The following is a 16274-nucleotide window of genomic DNA, read 5'->3' as shown; positions in this document are numbered from 1 at the left end:
CAGAACATTGCTCCCTTCCGGCGAATATTCATCCTGGACCGGGTGGCGTCCTATTCCGAGCGAATTGATTCCGGTCTTGCCCGCGCGCGTTCGCGGAAGTTTTCAGGTCGGATGTGTACGGTGTGCACGGAGTTTCCGAAGGGCGTTTCTGCTGAGCGTTCCTGCTGAACGACGGACGGGAGGGCATGGCGTGGTGGTGACCGAGGAGCTGGCCGAGGAACTGCCTGCCGCGGCGGTCGAGGAGGCCAAGGCCAGGGCGGCGACGCTGCTGCTCGCCTTCCGGCACGGCAACCAGCTCGCGTTCGACCACGAGCTGGACCTGCTACTCGAGGAGAACGTCGAGCGGGAGGTGACCACACTGCTCACCTGGATCGCCGCCGAGGCCGTCCGCAAGGCGTACGCCCCCGAAGTCGGCGACCGGGTGCTGCGGTCGATGGCCCGGCGGGCCCCGGAGGACACCGCCGCGGTCCAGGTGGACGAGGAGACCGCGAACGCCGCCCAGCTGATCGAGGCGGTCGCGGCCGGCGAGGTGGCCGAGGTCCGCGGGCTGGTCGCCGCGACGGCCGACACCACCTACCTGCTCGGCGGCCTGCTGCAGGGCGTCGCGATGATGCTTCCGCTGCTGCCCGAGGGCGAACTGGCCGAGATCACCGCCGAGTTGCGCCGTCGGCACGGCGCCGCCGCGCATGTCCCGGAGGCCCGGGCCGCGGTCTGATCCCGAACCGGTCCGGGCCTGCGGGGGTGGTCGCGGCATGGCGTGCGGGTGGCATGGTTCCAGCTCCAGTGGGGAGGCCCGGCGGCGCCTGGTGGGGTAGCGCCGTCCGGGGGTGTCGATGGTGTGCGTGAGGGGGCTGTCGATAACTCAAGTCCCGCTCGGGAAAGGGGACTTGCTTCACCAGGTGGAGCGGACCGATCCGGTTGTCAAGAGGCCCCGCGCGGCCAGCGGCAGTGCCGGGGCCTGGCCGAGCCCCCGGGGTCGCAGACCTGGCCGAGGGTGCCCGGGCCGAGCCGGCCGTCGGCGTCGACCACGCCGATCACCACCCGGGAGCGGTCGGTGGACTCGGGCGGCCGGGCGGAGATCTCGCGGTAGGCGGCGTCGAGGGCGGCGCCCTCGTCGATCCAGTCGTGGAGGACGTCGGGCATGGCGCGGTGCTCCTCATGATCGAAGACCGCCAGCTCCTGTGGGGTGCGAATCGATGCCCCATTGCCGTTCAAGCTCGCTAAAGCAATAGTAAAGAGGGTGAATCGGAGGCATGGGGCGAAACCAGGGCGAAGTGGTCGTTCTCGCCCTGACCCGCACCCCGACCCCCGGTCCCGCTCTCACCCTGTGAGGACGGGCCGCCGTCGCTCCGTAGACTGTGGTTGTGAGCGACAAGGCCGACCCGAACCCGTACACCCTCCGCCCCGCCGACGGCGGCACCGGCGACGCCCTGCGCGACGTCGAGCTGGAGCTCTCCAAGCGCTGGCCGGAGAACAAGCTGGAGCCCTCGCTCGACCGGATCGAGGCGCTGATGGACATCCTGGGCGAGCCCCAGCGGTCCTTCCCCTCCATCCACATCACCGGCACCAACGGCAAGACCTCCACCGCCCGGATGATCGAGCAGCTGCTCAACACCTTCGAGCTGCGCACCGGCCGCTACACCAGCCCGCACGTGGAGACCGTCACCGAGCGGATCAGCCTGGACGGCGCCCCGATCAGCCCCGAGCGCTTCGTCGAGGTCTACCGCGACATCGAGTCCTACGTGCAGATGGTCGACGCGGCCCAGCCGGTGCCGATGTCCTTCTTCGAGGTGCTGACCGGCATGGCCTACGCCGCCTTCGCCGACGCCCCGGTGGACGTCGCCGTGGTCGAGGTCGGCATGGGCGGCTCCTGGGACGCCACCAACGTCATCGACGCCGCCGTCGCGGTGATCACCCCGATCGGGCTGGACCACACCGACAAGCTCGGCGGGACCACCGGCGAGATCGCGACCGAGAAGTCCGGGATCATCAAGTCCGGCGCCGTCGCCGTGGTCGCCCAGCAGCAGCTGGACGCCGCCCAGACCATCCTGCGCCGGGCCGTCGAGGTGGACGCCACGGTCGCCCGCGAGGGCATGGAGTTCGGCGTGATCCGCCGTGAACTCGCCGTCGGCGGCCAGCTGGTGACGCTGCGCGGACTGGGCGGCGAAGAGTACGAGGACGTCTTCATCCCGCTGCACGGCGAGTACCAGGCGCACAACGCGGCGCTCGCCCTGGCCGCGGTCGAGGCCTTCTTCGGCGTCGGCGGCGCCCGCGGCGGGCAGCTCGACGTGGACAAGATCCGCCAGGCCTTCTCCGGCGTCTCCTCGCCGGGCCGCCTGGAGGTCGTTCGCCGCAGCCCCACGATCATCCTGGACGCCGCGCACAACCCGCACGGCGCCCAGGCCACCGTCGCCGCGATCTCCGAGTCCTTCGGCTTCACCCGTCTGGTCGGGGTGATCGGCACCTCCGGGGACAAGGACGTGACGGGCGTGCTGGAGGCCTTCGAGCCGATCCTGGCCGAGGTCGTCATCACCCAGAACTCCACCCACCGCGCGATGGACGTGGACGCCCTCGCGGCCCTGGCCGTGGAGATCTTCGGCGAGGACCGCGTCCAGGTCGAGCCCCGGCTCGACGACGCCATCGCCGCCGCCGTCACCCTGGCCGAGGAGGAGGGCGACCTCGGCGGCGCCGGGGTTCTGGTCACCGGTTCGGTCATCACGGTGGGCGAGGCCCGCCTGCTGCTCGGGAGGAAGTGACATGAGGACGCTCTGCTCCTCCACGCTGATCGGCGAGGCGCTGCTGATCATGTTCGCGGCGCTGGTCGCGATGCGGCTCTCCAGCGTCTCGACCGCCAGCGTGTGGATCGTCAGCGGCATCGCGATGGCGCTGTGCCTCGCGCTCTGCGGCATGATCAACCGCCCCGGCGCGGTGCAGATCGGTTGGGTGCTGCAGGCCGGCCTGATCGTCAGCGGCTTCGTCCTGCCGACCATGTTCGGCCTCGGCGTCGTCTTCGCCGGCCTGTGGTGGTGCTCGGTGCACTACGGCCGCAAGGTGGACCAGTTCAAGGCCGCCCGCGCGGCCGCGGAGGCACAGGCCGCCTGACGCGTCGGCCCGGCGATCGCCGGGACGGCTCGACCGCCGACAGCGCCTCGCCGATCGGCGAGGCGTCGGCCCCGCGATCGCGGGGGCGGACCAGCGGAACCGGCAGGTCGTTTACGCAAGGTAATCTCTGCCGCATACCGCATGCCGTACCAAATCCCCAGGAGACGCACCGTGTCCCAGCGCACTCTCGTCCTGCTCAAGCCCGACGCCGTCCGCCGCGGCCTGGCCGGCGAGATCATCAGCCGCATCGAGCGCAAGGCCGGCTGGCAGCTCGCCGCCATGGAACTGCGTACCTTCGACCGGGAGACGCTGGAGCAGCACTACGCGGAGCACGTCGGCCGCCCGTTCTACGAGCCGCTGCTGGAGTTCATGACCTCCGGCCCGTCGATCGCGATGATCGTCGAGGGCGAGGAGGTCGTGAAGGGCATCCGCATGCTGGCCGGCGCCACCAACCCGCTGGAGGCCGGGGCCGGCACCATCCGCGGCGACTACGCGACCATCACCCGCGAGAACCTGATCCACGCCTCCGACTCCCCGGAGTCCGCCGAGCGCGAGATCAAGATCTTCTTCCCGGCGCACGCCTGATCCGAACCGGGCGACACGCCCGGGCGGACGGGGCGTCACGCCCCGCGAGGACCTTGGGACTGCCCCGGTCTGGACCATTGGCCCGGCCGGGGCATTCTTATCGTGAAATAGGGAACTGACGGCGCCGACACGGCGTCCCAATGCTCGGAGAAGCGATCACGCTCCGGACAATGGACGGTATGCCCCCACGTCGACGTCCGTACTGTGCGGCGTGACTACGATGGACGCGACTCAAGGGCCCGGTAAGGCAGCTCAGCTGGTCTCCGCCCAAGCATGGGCGTGCATTCGTCCAACCCCCATGAACTCCGAGCCCGGGAAGGCACCCACACCCCATGGCGAGCAACCTGTCGTTCATCGGCCGCGACTTGGCGATCGACCTCGGAACTGCCAACACGCTGGTGTACGTCAGGGGCAAGGGGATCGTCCTCAACGAGCCGTCCGTCGTCGCGGTGAACACCAACACCGGCGGCATCCTCGCGGTCGGCGTCGAGGCCAAGAAGATGATCGGCCGAACGCCCGGCAACATCGTCGCCATCCGCCCGCTCAAGGACGGTGTGATCGCCGACTTCGAGATCACCGAGCGGATGCTGCGCTACTTCATCCTCAAGATCCACCGCCGCCGCTACCTCGCCCGCCCGCGCGTCGTGGTCTGCGTGCCCTCCGGCATCACCGGCGTCGAGCGCCGCGCCGTCATCGAGGCCTCGTCGCAGGCCGGCGCGCGCCAGGTGCACATCATCGAGGAGCCGATGGCCGCCGCGATCGGCGCCGGCCTGCCCGTCCACGAGGCCACCGGCAACATGGTCGTCGACATCGGCGGCGGCACCACCGAGGTCGCCGTGATCTCCCTCGGCGGCATCGTCACCGCCCAGTCCATCCGGGTGGCCGGCGACGAGCTGGACAACGCGATCGTCCAACACATCAAGAAGGAGTACTCCCTCCTCCTCGGCGAGCGCAGCGCCGAGCAGATCAAGATGAGCATCGGCAGCGCCTTCGGCCTGGAGGGCGAGAAGGACGAGCACGCCGAGATCCGCGGCCGCGACCTGGTCAGCGGCCTGCCCAAGACCGTGGTCATCTCCGCCGCCGAGGTCCGCGAGGCCATCGACGAGCCGGTCAACTCGATCATCGACGCGGTCAAGACCACCCTCGACCAGTGCCCGCCCGAGCTGGCCGGCGACGTCATGGACCGCGGCATCGTGCTCACCGGCGGCGGTGCCCTGCTGCGCGGCCTGGACGAGCGGCTGCGCCGCGAGACCGGCATGCCGATCCACATCGCCGAGAACCCGCTCGACTCCGTCGCACTCGGCTCCGGCAAGTGCGTCGAGGAGTTCGAGGCGCTCCAGCAGGTACTGGACGCCCAGCCGCGCCGTTAGCACCACGACGACACATCCGACACTCAACTGAACGGGCGGCCGCCCGGGCCCCACCGCCCCGGGCGGCCGCCAGGTACGAAGGGGCAGTACCAGCACCGTGAGGGACACACGAGAGAGCCGGCTGCTGCTCATCCTGCTGGTGGCCGTCGCCTTCGCGCTCATCACCGTGGACATCAAGGGCGGTGAGGACTCCCCGCTCGGCCCGGCCCGCCACGCGGCCGCCCGCGTCCTCGGCCCGGTCGAGCGCGGCGCCGCCACCGTGGTCGACCCGGTCGCCGACACCGTCCGCGCCTTCCGCGACGCCGCCACCAACAACGGCCGCACCGACCAGCTCGCCCGTGAGAACACCGAACTGCGGCAGAAGCTCGCCTCCTCCGACATGGCGAGCGGGCGCACCAAGCAGTTGGACGACCTGCTGCGCACCGCGGGCGCCGGCGGATACACCGTCAAGGCCGCCCAGGTCATCGCGATCGGCCCGGCCCAGGGCTTCTCCTGGACCATCACCATCGACGCCGGCAGCGACGACGGCCTCACCCGCGACATGACCGTGATCAACGGCCAGGGCCTGGTCGGCCGGATCACCACCATCGCCCGGACCACCGCCACCGTGCTGCTCGCCTCCGACCCCGGCTTCTCGGCCGGCACCCGGCTGGAGGGCAGCGGCGAGATCGGCTTCGCCTCCGGCGGCGGCGACAGCCCGATGAAGGTCTCCCTGCTCAACGGCAAGGCGCAGGTCAAGACCGGCGACCGGCTGGTCACCTTCGGCTCGCAGAGCGGCCGCCCGTTCGTGCCCGGCGTCCCCGTCGGCAAGGTCACCGAGGTCCAGGCCAACGCGGGCCAGCTGACCAAGACCATCCTGGTCGAGCCCTTCGTCCAGTTCACCCGGCTGGATCTGGTCGGCGTGGTGGTCGTGCCGCCGCGGGCCGACCCGCGCGACGCCGTCCTGCCGCCCGCCCCCACCCCGGGCCAGAGCCAGGCCCCCGCCGCGCCCGTCCAGCCGCAGGCCCCCGCGGCCAGCACCCCGCCCGCCAAGCCCAATGGGGGGAACTGAGCCATGCGCCTCGCCCGCATCCCCGTCTCCGCCGCACTGATCCTCTTCGGCCTGATCCTCCAGGTCAGCGTGTTCGGCCGGCTCCAGCTCCCGGGGGCCACCCCGGACATACTGCTGCTGGTCGTGGTCGGCCTGGCCATGGTCTACGGGCCGACCGGCGGCTGCCTGGTCGGCTTCTCGGCCGGCCTGCTCGCCGACCTCGCGCCGCCCTCCGACCACGCCATCGGCCGTTACGCCCTGGTGCTCTGCCTGATGGGGTACGCCGCCGGGCTGCTGCGCCCCGAGCACGGCCGACAGCGCTCGGTCTCCAGCGCGCTGCTGGTGGTCGGCGCCGCGGCGATCGCCTCCACCCTGCTGTACGCCCTGGTCGGCGCCCTGGTCGGCGACACCGCGGCCCGCCACGTCGGCCTCGGCGGCCTGGTGATCAGCGCCCTGCTGTACGACCTGCTGCTGGCCCCGTTCGTGGTGCCACTGGTGATGCTGCTCGGACGCCGCTTCGGCCGCGACCCGGTGACCGCCGCCAGCGACGACGACGAGGGCGGTCCGGGCCTCGGCACCCTGGCCCGCTACCGCACCACGCGTGAGGTCTCGTCCGGCCCGAAGTACAGGAAGCGGCGCGTCCCCGGCTTCGCCCGGCGCCCGTAACCGGCCAGTCCAGGCCCCCGACCTCCCGACTTTCCCGCACCCTGGAGCGCACGAGACGTGAGCAACATCCCCGAGACCGGCCGAACCCGGCGGGTGACGATCCGTCTGGTGGTACTGCAGATCCTGGTGCTGTCGCTGCTCGCCACCCTGGGCGGACGGCTGTGGTACCTGCAGATCCGCAACGCCAGCGTCTACACCGCCAAGGCGACCGGCAACCACATCCGCGAGGTGGTCGAGCCGTCCGTCCGCGGCGAGATCCTGGACGCCTCCGGGCGGATCCTGGCCGGCAACGAGGCCCGGCTGGTGGTGTCCGTCAGCCGTACCTCGCTGCTGCAGCAGAAGGACGGCGGCAAGGCGGTGCTGGGCCGCCTCGCCGAGGTGCTGGGCATGCCGGCCAAGGACGTGCAGGAGAAGGTCCGGCTCTGCGACGCCAAGACCCCGCAGCCCTGCTGGAACGGCTCGCCCTACCAGCCGATCCCGGTCACCAAGGAGGCGACCACCCAGCAGGCGATGCAGATAATGGAGCGCCGCGAGGACTTCCCCGGGATCACCGCGCAGCCCACTTCCGTGCGCCGCTACACCGGCGTCGAGGGCGCCAACATGGCCCAGGTGCTCGGCTACCTCTCGCCGGTCACCGACGAGGAGGTCAGCAAGACCGCCGACAAGAGCGGCCTGGACCGCTACCTGCCGGCCGACCAGATCGGCCGGGCCGGGCTGGAGTCGGTGTACGACCGCGACCTGCGCGGCACCGCCGGCATCACCAAGCTGGAGGTGGACAACCTCGGCCGGGTGATCGGCACCGCCGGCACCGTCGCGCCGCAGACCGGCAACAACCTGGTCACCAGCATCGACGCCCGGGTGCAGAAGGTGGTCGAGGACAACCTGGCGCAGGCCATGGCCGACGCCCGGAACACCTTCGACAAGGTCACCAACCGCAACTACGAGGCCGACTCCGGCGCCGCCGTCGTGATGGACGTGCACACCGGGCGGATCATCGCGATGGCGAGTGCCCCGACCTATGACCCCAACCTCTGGGTGGGCGGCATCAGCGGCAAGGACTACCAGTCGCTGACCAGCAAGGACTCCAACTTCCCGCTGCTGAACCGGGCCATACAGGGTCAGTCCGCCCCCGGCTCGACCTTCAAGGTCGTCTCGACCACCGCCGCCGTGCAGGCCGGCTACTCGCTGGACGGCACCTACCCGTGCCCCAAGAGCATGACCATCGGCGGCCGCGAGTTCAAGAACTTCGAGAGCGAGAACTTCGGCGCCATCTCCCTGGAGAAGGCGCTGGAGGTCTCCTGCGACACCGTCTTCTACGGTCTGGCGTACGACCAGTGGATGAAGGACGGCGGCATCAAGCCGAAGAAGGATCCGGGCGACTTTTTCTTCAAGACCGCCCACCAGTTCGGTCTCGGCGCCAAGACCGGCATCGACCTGCCGTCCGAGGTGACCGGCCGGGTACCGGACCGGCAGTGGAAGCAGTCCTTCTACGACAACAACAAGGACGCCTGGTGCGCACAGGCGCAGAAGGGCGGCAACAGCTTCTCCGACCAGATCGCCCGCGAGAACTGCGTCGACGGCTACCAGATGCGCGCCGGTGACGCCGTCAACTACGCGATCGGCCAGGGCGACACGCTCGTCACCCCGGTCCAGATGGCCCGGATCTACTCGGCGCTGGCCAACGGCGGCACCTTCTACCGGCCGACCATCGCCAAGGCCGTGATAAGCCCGAACGGGGATCTCGTCCGCGAGATCGCCCCGCACGAGGACGCCAAGTTCCCCGGCGACCAGAAGCTGCTCAGCTACATCGACCAGGCCACCGCGGGTGTCATCACCAGTGGTACCGCCGCCTGGAAGTTCAACGGCTGGCCGCAGGACAAGATCGCGCTGCACGCCAAGACCGGCACCGCCGAGGTCGAGGGCAAGCAGACCACCTCGTGGCTGGACACGTACAGCAAGGACTACGCGGTCATCATGACGATCAGCCAGGGCGGCACCGGCTCCGGCGGTTCCGGTGACGCCATCCGCCGGATCTACCAGGCGCTGTACGGCGTGGACGACAAGGGCGCCATCGACAACGGCAAGGCGCTGCTGCCGACGCCGCAGAGCGAGCTGCCGAAGTTCAACCCGGACGGCACCGCGATCATCAAGCCGGCCTCCTACGCGATCGACCCGGCGCCGGGCGGCCCCGCCCCGGCCCCGGTGCTGCCGGCCGTCACCCCGGCCCAGGCGGACGCGGCCCCGGCGACGGCTTTCCTCGACCCGGCGCCGCCGGCCGACAGCCCGGCGCCGTACACCGCGGCCGATGCCGCGCTCGAACCGAACCGCCCGGGAAGGGGACGGGCATGAGCGAGCGAATCGTCGGAAGGTGCGCGTTGTGCGAAGCGCCTGCCGAGCGCAGCGAGGTGGGCGCATGAGTTCCTACGGCTCCTACCGGCAGCTGCGGCTGGCCCCGCAGCGCAGCGGGGTCTCCAAGGCCCTGGCCAAGGACTCGCCGCTGTGGCGGCTGGACTGGATACTGCTACTGGCCGCGCTGGCCCTCTCGCTCGGCAGCTCGCTGCTGGTCTGGTCGGCGACCCGCGGGCGCGACAACCTCACTCACGGGGACCCGCAGTACTTCCTCTACCGGCACCTGACCAACTTCGTCGTCGGCCTGGTGCTGTGCGCCGTGGTGATAGCGATAGGAGCCCGGCGGGTCCGCACCCTGGTGCCGTTCGTCTACGTCGGCGTGATCCTGCTGCTGCTGGCGACGCTCAGCCCGATCGGCTCGACCGTCAACGGCGCGCACTCCTGGATCCAGCTCGGCGGCGGCTTCTCGATCCAGCCCGCCGAGTTCGCGAAGATCGGGATCGTGCTGTCGATGGCGGTCGTGCTGTCGGACCAGGTGGACGCGGGGGAGCGGGAGTTCCCCTCGCACCGGGCGGTGTTCCGCGGCCTGATCTGGGCCTGCCTGCCGATGGGCCTGGTGCTGCTGATGCCGGACGCCGGGTCGACCATGGTGATGTCCGCGATCGTGCTGGGCATCCTGCTCGGCTCCGGCGCGGCCAACCGCTGGGTGCTCGGCATCCTCGCGGCCGGGGTCGGCGGCAGCGTCGCGATCTGGAAGCTCGGACTGCTGAGCCAGTACCAGATCGACCGCTTCGCCGCCTTCGCCAACCCGCAGCTCGACCCGAACGGCGTCGGCTACAACACCGCGCAGGCCCGGATCGCGATCGGCTCGGGCGGACTGACCGGCAAGGGGCTGTTCCACGGGACGCAGACCGTCGGGCAGTTCGTGCCGGAGCAGCAGACCGACTTCGTGTTCACCGTCGCCGGTGAGGAACTGGGCTTCGTCGGGGCGCTCGCGATAATCGCCCTGGTCGGCGTGATCCTGTGGCGCGCCTGCCGGATCGCCCGCCAGGCCACCGACCTGTACGGGACGATCGTGGCGGCCGGCGTCATCGCCTGGCTCTCCTTCCAGGCCTTCGAGAACATAGGGATGTGCCTGGGCATCATGCCGGTCGCGGGCATCCCGCTGCCCTTCGTCTCCTACGGCGGCTCCTCGATGTTCGCGGTGTGGGTCGGTATCGGGCTGCTGCAGGCGGTGCGCAGCCAGCGGCCGATAGCGGCCTGAGCCCGCTTGCCGCGGGTTGCCGTCGGATTGCCGTCGGGGCCGGTCCGGGAATTTCCCGGACCGGCCCTTTCCCTTGCGGCAGAGCCGAGTCGGCGATTCGTCAGATCGTTTGGAGCAGGCAGTCGGCGGCGGTGAGCACCGCCCGGGTTTGGTGGGCCATCTGCTCCTGCACCGGGACCCAGCGGGCGCCGAAGCGGTGGCGCAGCCGGTCCAGGCTGTCGGCGACCACCGCGCGGGCGCGCTCCCGGGCGGCCTCGGCCCCCGGGCCGCGGGCGTCGGCCAGCAGGCGCAGCAGGATAGAGGCGACCCGCAGCGGCAGCCGGGCGGCGACCAGCCCGGCGGTGGTCGCCCGGGAGGCGCTCAGCGGGCGCGGGCACCAGAGCTCCAGCCACTCGTCGGCGACCCGCGGGGCGACCGCCAGGTTGAACTCGGCGGTGCGCACCAGAGCGCCGTGCGCCTCCCGGGCCTGCGCCGGAACGCGGGCGAGCAGCGCGCTGAGCTCCGCGGTACGCGCGGTGAGATCGCGCGCGGCCTCGCCGACGGCCTGCGGCCCGGCCGGGTGCGGACGGGCGTCGCCGACCGCGTCCACCGCCCACATCGGGACCTCCAGCACGGCGGTGACCGCGCCGGACCGGGCCGCGTAGGACCAGGTGGACAGCTCGGGCTCGTCCGGCAGCGCCCGGGGGGTGTCCTCGCTGCCGGGCCCCGGCATCAGGTAGGTGCCGGGGGCCGGGCTGGCCCAGCCGATGGCGTCGTAGGAGTCCACGTCCAGCGGCAGGCCGGCCCGGTCGGCGGAGCGGGCGAAGCGCTCGGACAGCCCCGGCACCGGGCCGGTCAACTGGACGAAGGCACCGCCGAAGTCCACCCCGTGCAGCGAGCACTGCAGGAACGGGCGCAGCTCGTCGATCAGACCGGTCAGTGCCAGGCTCTCCGGCATCGGCGGGCGGCCCGAGCCGGGGGCGGGCAGCAGTTCGGGCTGCTCCTCGAAGGCGGGGCGGAAGAAGTGCTCGTAGTGGCGGCTCATGGTGAGCGGGCCGTCCAGCCAGCCGGCGTTGAGCGCGGCACCGTCCGGGTCCAGGCAGAGCAGCAGGTGCCAGGACAGGCCCGGCCGGGCAGGGCGCTCCAGCAGCACCTCGGCCAGCCGGACCGCGGCGGCGGTGCCGATCGGCTCGTTGGGGTGCGGTCCGCCCACCACCAGGGCGGCGTGCGGGCCCCGGTCGACCGAGAGCAGCAGCAGTGGGCGCCCGGCCCGGGAGCGGCCGACCTCGCGCAGCCGGCAGCGGTCCGGGCGGCGCAGGGCGAGCCGTCGGGCCGCGGCTTCGGCCTGGGCCTGCGTGGGGTAGCGGGCCGGCGGCCGGGTGTCGAGGGTCCTGTCGAGGATCCGCAGGGGTCGGACCCGCCGACCGGTGTCGGTCATGGTTCTCCTTGCGACCGGTCGTGCGGCCGCCGGGGCGCGGGCGTGCTGCGCCACCGGACGCGGCCTGCGGGCCGGGGACGGGCTCTGCGGGGCCGGGGGAGGGGCCTCGCGGGGGACGGGGGAGGTCGTGCTGGGCGAGACGGGCCGCCGGGGGAGTCGGCGTTGGCCGAGCGTACGACCCAACTACCCTCTCCGGAAGGGGTACAGGGTCTTGGGCAGGGCCCTGTCAGTAGCGCACGGGCCGTCCGGGCGTGTCAACGGCGGGCGGCGCCGGGCGGCGGGCGCGCACCGTGCGTGCCGGGGCGGGTGCGGGCGGGGCGGATCGCGCCGGGGCGCACCAGGGGCCGGCCGGGGTCTGGCCGGGATCTGGCTGGGGTCCGGTTCGGACCGGGGGTCGGCCGGCGGCCGGCTCGGGCGGGGTTCCCGGGCAGACGGGGCGTTCCCCGGATTGGGCTACCCTTGAGGGTCACCCCTCCCGTGCCGGCTCGCGGCACCGAATCACGTCGTAAGGGTTCCTAGTACATGACTGTCGAATCGGTCTTCCCACGCCTGGAGGCCCTCCTCCCGCACGTCCAGAAGCCGATCCAGTACGTCGGCGGCGAGCTCAACTCGACCGTCAAGGACTGGGACGCCTGCGACGTCCGCTGGGCACTGATGTACCCCGACGCCTACGAGGTCGGCCTGCCCAACCAGGGCGTCATGATCCTCTACGAGGTGCTCAACGAGCGTGAGGGCGTGCTGGCCGAGCGCACCTACAGCGTCTGGCCGGACCTGGAGGCGCTGATGCGGGAGCACGGCGTCCCGCAGTTCACCGTGGACGCCCACCGCCCGGTGAAGGCCTTCGACGTCTTCGGCCTGTCGTTCTCCACCGAACTCGGCTACACCAACATGCTGACCGCGCTCGACCTGGCCGGCATCCCGCTGGAGGCCAAGGACCGCACCGACGAGGACCCGATCGTCCTGGCCGGCGGCCACGCGGCCTTCAACCCGGAGCCGATCGCGGACTTCCTGGACTGCGCGGTGATCGGCGACGGCGAGCAGGCCGTCCTCGACATCACCGAGATCATCCGCGCCTGGAAGGCCGAGGGCCGTCCGGGCGGCCGCGACGAGCTGCTGCTGCGCCTGGCCCGTACCGGCGGGGTGTACGTCCCGAAGTTCTACGACGTGGAGTACCTGGCCGACGGCCGGATCGGCCGCGTCGTGCCGAACGCCCCGGGCGTGCCGTGGCGGGTGTCCAAGCACACCGTGATGGACCTGGACGAGTGGCCGTACCCGAAGCAGCCGCTGGTCCCGCTCGCGGAGACGGTGCACGAGCGGATGTCCGTGGAGATCTTCCGCGGCTGCACCCGCGGCTGCCGCTTCTGCCAGGCCGGCATGATCACGCGCCCCGTGCGGGAGCGAAGCATCACCGGCATCGGCGAGATGGTCGAGCGCGGGCTGAAGGCGACCGGCTTCGAGGAGGTCGGCCTGCTGTCGCTGTCCAGCGCCGACCACACCGAGATCGGTGACATCGCCAAGGGCCTGGCGGACCGCTACACCGAGGACAAGATCGGCCTGTCGCTGCCGTCCACCCGCGTCGACGCCTTCAACATCGACCTCGCCAACGAGCTGTCCCGCAACGGGCGCCGCTCGGGCCTCACCTTCGCCCCCGAGGGCGGCAGCGAGCGCATGCGCAAGGTGATCAACAAGATGGTGTCGGAGGAGGACCTGATCCGCACCGTCGCCACCGCGTACGGCAACGGCTGGCGCCAGGTGAAGCTGTACTTCATGTGCGGCCTGCCCACCGAGACCGACGAGGACGTGCTCCAGATCGGCGAGATGGCGAAGAACGTCATCCAGAAGGGCCGCGAGGTCACCGGCCAGAACGACATCCGCTGCACCGTCTCCATCGGCGGGTTCGTGCCCAAGCCGCACACCCCGTTCCAGTGGGCCCCGCAGCTGTCCGCCGAGGCCACCGACGCCCGCCTGGCCAAGCTGCGCGACTCCATCCGCGGCGACCGCAAGTACGGCAAGAACATCGGCTACCGCTACCACGACGGCAAGCCGGGCATCGTCGAGGGCCTGCTCTCCCGCGGCGACCGCAGGGTCGGCGCGATCATCCGCGCCGTCTACGAGGACGGCGGCCGCTTCGACGGCTGGCGCGAGTACTTCTCGTACGACCGCTGGATGGCGTGCGCCGACAAGGGTCTGGCCGGCACCGGCGTCGACGTCGACTGGTACACCACCCGCGAGCGCTCCTACGAGGAGGTGCTGCCCTGGGACCACCTGGACAGCGGCCTCGACAAGGACTGGCTGTGGGAGGACTGGCAGGACGCCCTGGAGGAGGTCGAGGTCGACGACTGCCGCTGGACCCCGTGCTTCGACTGCGGCGTGTGCCCGCAGATGGACACCCACATCCAGATCGGTCCCACCGGTAAGAAGATGCTGCCGCTGACTGTCGTCAACAGCGGCGCTGACCAGCAGAAGTAGTCGGCGACGTGAGTGACACGGCGAGCGAGCCGTGTGACTTACCGCATAGCCTCTCGGAGGGGGAGCGGGAGCTCGTCCGGGGCGCGCTCGGCCTGAGCCGCGCCACGGGCGGGCCCGCCCCCGCCCTCGGGGAGGCCCGGCAGGGCGGCCGGAGGACCCCTCTGCGTCCGGAGCGCCCCGGGCGTCGAGTCCTCGATCGAGTGGGTCTGAGGCCTTGAGGCCGCGCGTAGAGCCCTCCCCGATTCCGTCGGGGAGGGCCCTTGTGTCTCCAGCTGACCGTGACGCCGACGGCCCGCTGTTTCGCCTCACCTTTCGGCGTTCAGTGCCTCGCGGCGGCCTGCTGGAAGATTCGACCGGGCTCCCGCTTGCCCGTCACCGCAGCCATGTAGCGATCACCGAAGTCGGTCAGGTCGCCATGGCCGGCTTCACGAGCCGCTTCGTGCCAGGCGACCGCCGCCTGGTCCAACTCGTACAGCGCGTGGCGCAGGACTTCGGCGGCCTCGGCCACCGGGCCGGGCCCGACGACTGTGACACTGGCCACTGCGGTGCTGAACGGTGCCCAAGCGGCGTGCGCTTCGCCGGCCGCCGCCTCCCACTGGTCCGGCGTGCTGCCGCCCGTCCGGAGCTGGGCCGCGACCCGCCACCAGCGCGCCGAGACCCGCTTCGAAGCGCTGATGCACGCGGTGTACGCCTCCCGTCGCACCTCCTCCAAGCGGCGCTGCTGGTCGATCCGCTGTTGGCGTTCCTGCTGCCGGGCCTGGCCGACGACTGTGAGCCACCCACCCCCGGCGCCACCGAGCATGCCGATGGCCGCACCGACCACGGCGGCTATCCCTGAATCCATGTCGGAGAAGTGCCCCGCGCCCCACTCCGCAACGGTCGTGGGCGGCATGCCCAAGCGGCTACGGCACTCGCTTTTGAGTCATGCCTGGTAGCTCTCAGCTACCGTCGATGAGTGATGGATGGGCGGCGGCCGACTCGGACGGGCTCTCCAGCGATGGCTGGGCCATCTCTGGTTACGCCTCATCGGCGGGCCCGTAGACGTTGTGGAGCACGCCGGTGGTGAAGGCCTCGGAGCTGATCAGCTTCAGCGGGGTCGGTTCGGCGGCGTCGTCGAAAAGGCGCTGACCGCGGCCGACCGCGATCGGGTGGACGAACAGGTGGAGTTCGTCGATCAGCCTCGCGGCCAGCAGCCGACGGACGACGGAGACCGAGCCGGACATCCCGATGGGGCCGCCCGGCTGGGCCTTGAGCTTGGTGACGGCGTCGATCAGGTCGCCGTGGAGCTGCTCGGAGTTGCGCCAGGTGAACTCCAGGCGGGAACGGGAGACGACGATCTTGCGGGCGTCGCCGAGAGTCCTGGCCATGCGGGCCAGCTGGGCCATCTCGGCGACTGCGGCGGCGGAGTCGTTCTCGTTGGCCGCGCCGGTCTCCCGGGCGGGCCAGGCGGAGGCGAAGTTCTCGTAGGTGGCCCGGCCGAAGAGGAGGGTGTCGGCCGAGCCGAGCTGGGCGTTGACGGCCGCACCCATCTCGTCGTTGTAGTAGGGGAAGTGCCACTTGTCCGGGCTCTCCACGACGCCGTCGGCGGCGATGAACAGACCGGCGGTGATCTTCCTCATGGGGTGCTCCCTGCAGGCGCGGGTGGTTGGTTCACAAGGTCAGACCGAGAACTGCGCCGAAACTCATCGCCGTCCGACGGAGATTTCCGAGATTTTCATGCCTAGCAGCGTGTGGCCGGGACCGGCCTTGGCGAGCTGCCTCGGCCGGGAGGCGCGGCTGCGCCAACTGTCTTTCATAGAAAGTGACTTGGTCTGTATTGGCGAGATGCCGGACCTGAACCGCTGGCTGGAGCGGATCCGCGCCACCGGCGGCTGCGCCGAACCCGTCCACCTCACCGGGCGCATGTTCGAGCCCTCATCGCCACCGCATGGCGACTCGACGGTCCCACGAAGAGCTGTACGACTCCGCCGAGCGCTGATCGCCACAGCCCCCGCGACGATGAAGGGGGCTGTTCTCGTCGCA

Annotated in this window: 14 protein-coding genes; 10 read left to right on the top strand and 4 right to left on the bottom strand. The window is 71.2% G+C overall.

The window, feature by feature from the left end; genetic code table 11:
* The first annotated feature begins 190 nt into the window (after window positions 1-190).
* A complete protein-coding gene (locus ACH4E7_RS20390) occupies window positions 191-715 on the top strand; it encodes a hypothetical protein (RefSeq protein ID WP_396250410.1) in 525 nt (174 codons plus the stop codon).
* Window positions 716-921: 206 nt separating this feature from the next.
* Here ACH4E7_RS20390 and ACH4E7_RS20385 read toward each other — a convergent pair whose 3' ends face one another.
* On the bottom strand, window positions 922-1143 hold the full coding sequence (locus ACH4E7_RS20385; protein ID WP_396250409.1) for a hypothetical protein: 222 nt from the start codon (window positions 1141-1143) through the stop codon (window positions 922-924).
* Window positions 1144-1364: 221 nt separating this feature from the next.
* Here ACH4E7_RS20385 and ACH4E7_RS20380 point away from each other — a divergent pair, with 221 nt between their 5' ends.
* The 8 genes from ACH4E7_RS20380 to rodA all read left to right on the top strand — a co-directional run bounded on the left by ACH4E7_RS20380 (window position 1365) and on the right by rodA (window position 10366).
* Complete coding sequence (locus ACH4E7_RS20380) at window positions 1365-2756, top strand: bifunctional folylpolyglutamate synthase/dihydrofolate synthase (protein WP_396250408.1); 1392 nt, start codon at window positions 1365-1367, stop codon at window positions 2754-2756.
* 1 nt (window position 2757) lies between these two features.
* Window positions 2758-3102, top strand: coding sequence for a DUF4233 domain-containing protein (locus ACH4E7_RS20375; protein WP_396250407.1), 345 nt, complete (start codon window positions 2758-2760; stop codon window positions 3100-3102).
* Between the two features lie 171 nt (window positions 3103-3273).
* On the top strand, window positions 3274-3687 hold the full coding sequence (gene ndk / locus ACH4E7_RS20370; protein ID WP_396250406.1) for a nucleoside-diphosphate kinase: 414 nt from the start codon (window positions 3274-3276) through the stop codon (window positions 3685-3687).
* Between the two features lie 344 nt (window positions 3688-4031).
* The gene (locus tag ACH4E7_RS20365; RefSeq protein WP_355669593.1) at window positions 4032-5057 is read left to right on the top strand and encodes a rod shape-determining protein; all 1026 of its coding nucleotides are present in this window, start codon (window positions 4032-4034) and stop codon (window positions 5055-5057) included.
* A gap of 97 nt (window positions 5058-5154) precedes the next feature.
* The gene (gene mreC / locus ACH4E7_RS20360) at window positions 5155-6108 is read left to right on the top strand and encodes a rod shape-determining protein MreC (protein WP_396250405.1); all 954 of its coding nucleotides are present in this window, start codon (window positions 5155-5157) and stop codon (window positions 6106-6108) included.
* Window positions 6109-6111: 3 nt separating this feature from the next.
* Complete coding sequence (gene mreD, locus ACH4E7_RS20355; RefSeq protein WP_396250404.1) at window positions 6112-6753, top strand: rod shape-determining protein MreD; 642 nt, start codon at window positions 6112-6114, stop codon at window positions 6751-6753.
* Window positions 6754-6810: 57 nt separating this feature from the next.
* Entirely contained in the window at window positions 6811-9102 is a 2292-nt protein-coding gene (mrdA, locus tag ACH4E7_RS20350) for a penicillin-binding protein 2 (RefSeq protein ID WP_396250403.1), read from the top strand.
* A gap of 64 nt (window positions 9103-9166) precedes the next feature.
* A complete protein-coding gene (gene rodA, locus ACH4E7_RS20345; protein WP_396250402.1) occupies window positions 9167-10366 on the top strand; it encodes a rod shape-determining protein RodA in 1200 nt (399 codons plus the stop codon).
* 100 nt (window positions 10367-10466) lie between these two features.
* Here the strand turns inward: rodA and ACH4E7_RS20340 are convergent, their stop codons facing one another.
* On the bottom strand, window positions 10467-11783 hold the full coding sequence (locus ACH4E7_RS20340; protein ID WP_396250401.1) for a M14 family zinc carboxypeptidase: 1317 nt from the start codon (window positions 11781-11783) through the stop codon (window positions 10467-10469).
* A 522-nt stretch (window positions 11784-12305) separates the two neighbouring features.
* Between ACH4E7_RS20340 and ACH4E7_RS20335 the strand changes: the two genes are divergently transcribed.
* Window positions 12306-14252, top strand: coding sequence for a TIGR03960 family B12-binding radical SAM protein (locus tag ACH4E7_RS20335; RefSeq protein ID WP_396250400.1), 1947 nt, complete (start codon window positions 12306-12308; stop codon window positions 14250-14252).
* A 319-nt stretch (window positions 14253-14571) separates the two neighbouring features.
* Here the strand turns inward: ACH4E7_RS20335 and ACH4E7_RS20330 are convergent, their stop codons facing one another.
* Window positions 14572-15144 carry a hypothetical protein gene (locus tag ACH4E7_RS20330; protein WP_396250399.1) on the bottom strand — a complete coding sequence of 191 codons (573 nt, stop codon included), beginning with the start codon at window positions 15142-15144 and terminating at the stop codon, window positions 14572-14574.
* A 124-nt stretch (window positions 15145-15268) separates the two neighbouring features.
* Window positions 15269-15871: a dihydrofolate reductase family protein gene (locus ACH4E7_RS20325; RefSeq protein ID WP_396250398.1), complete on the bottom strand. Its 603-nt coding sequence runs from the start codon at window positions 15869-15871 to the stop codon at window positions 15269-15271.
* Window positions 15872-16274: the final 403 nt, after the last annotated feature.

The sequence above is a fragment of the Kitasatospora sp. NPDC018058 genome, from assembly GCF_044327205.1.
In the GTDB taxonomy this organism is placed as follows: Bacteria; Actinomycetota; Actinomycetes; order Streptomycetales; family Streptomycetaceae; genus Kitasatospora.
The sequence above is the reverse complement of the archived record's forward strand: the minus strand, read 5'-3'. Positions and strand labels throughout refer to the sequence as shown.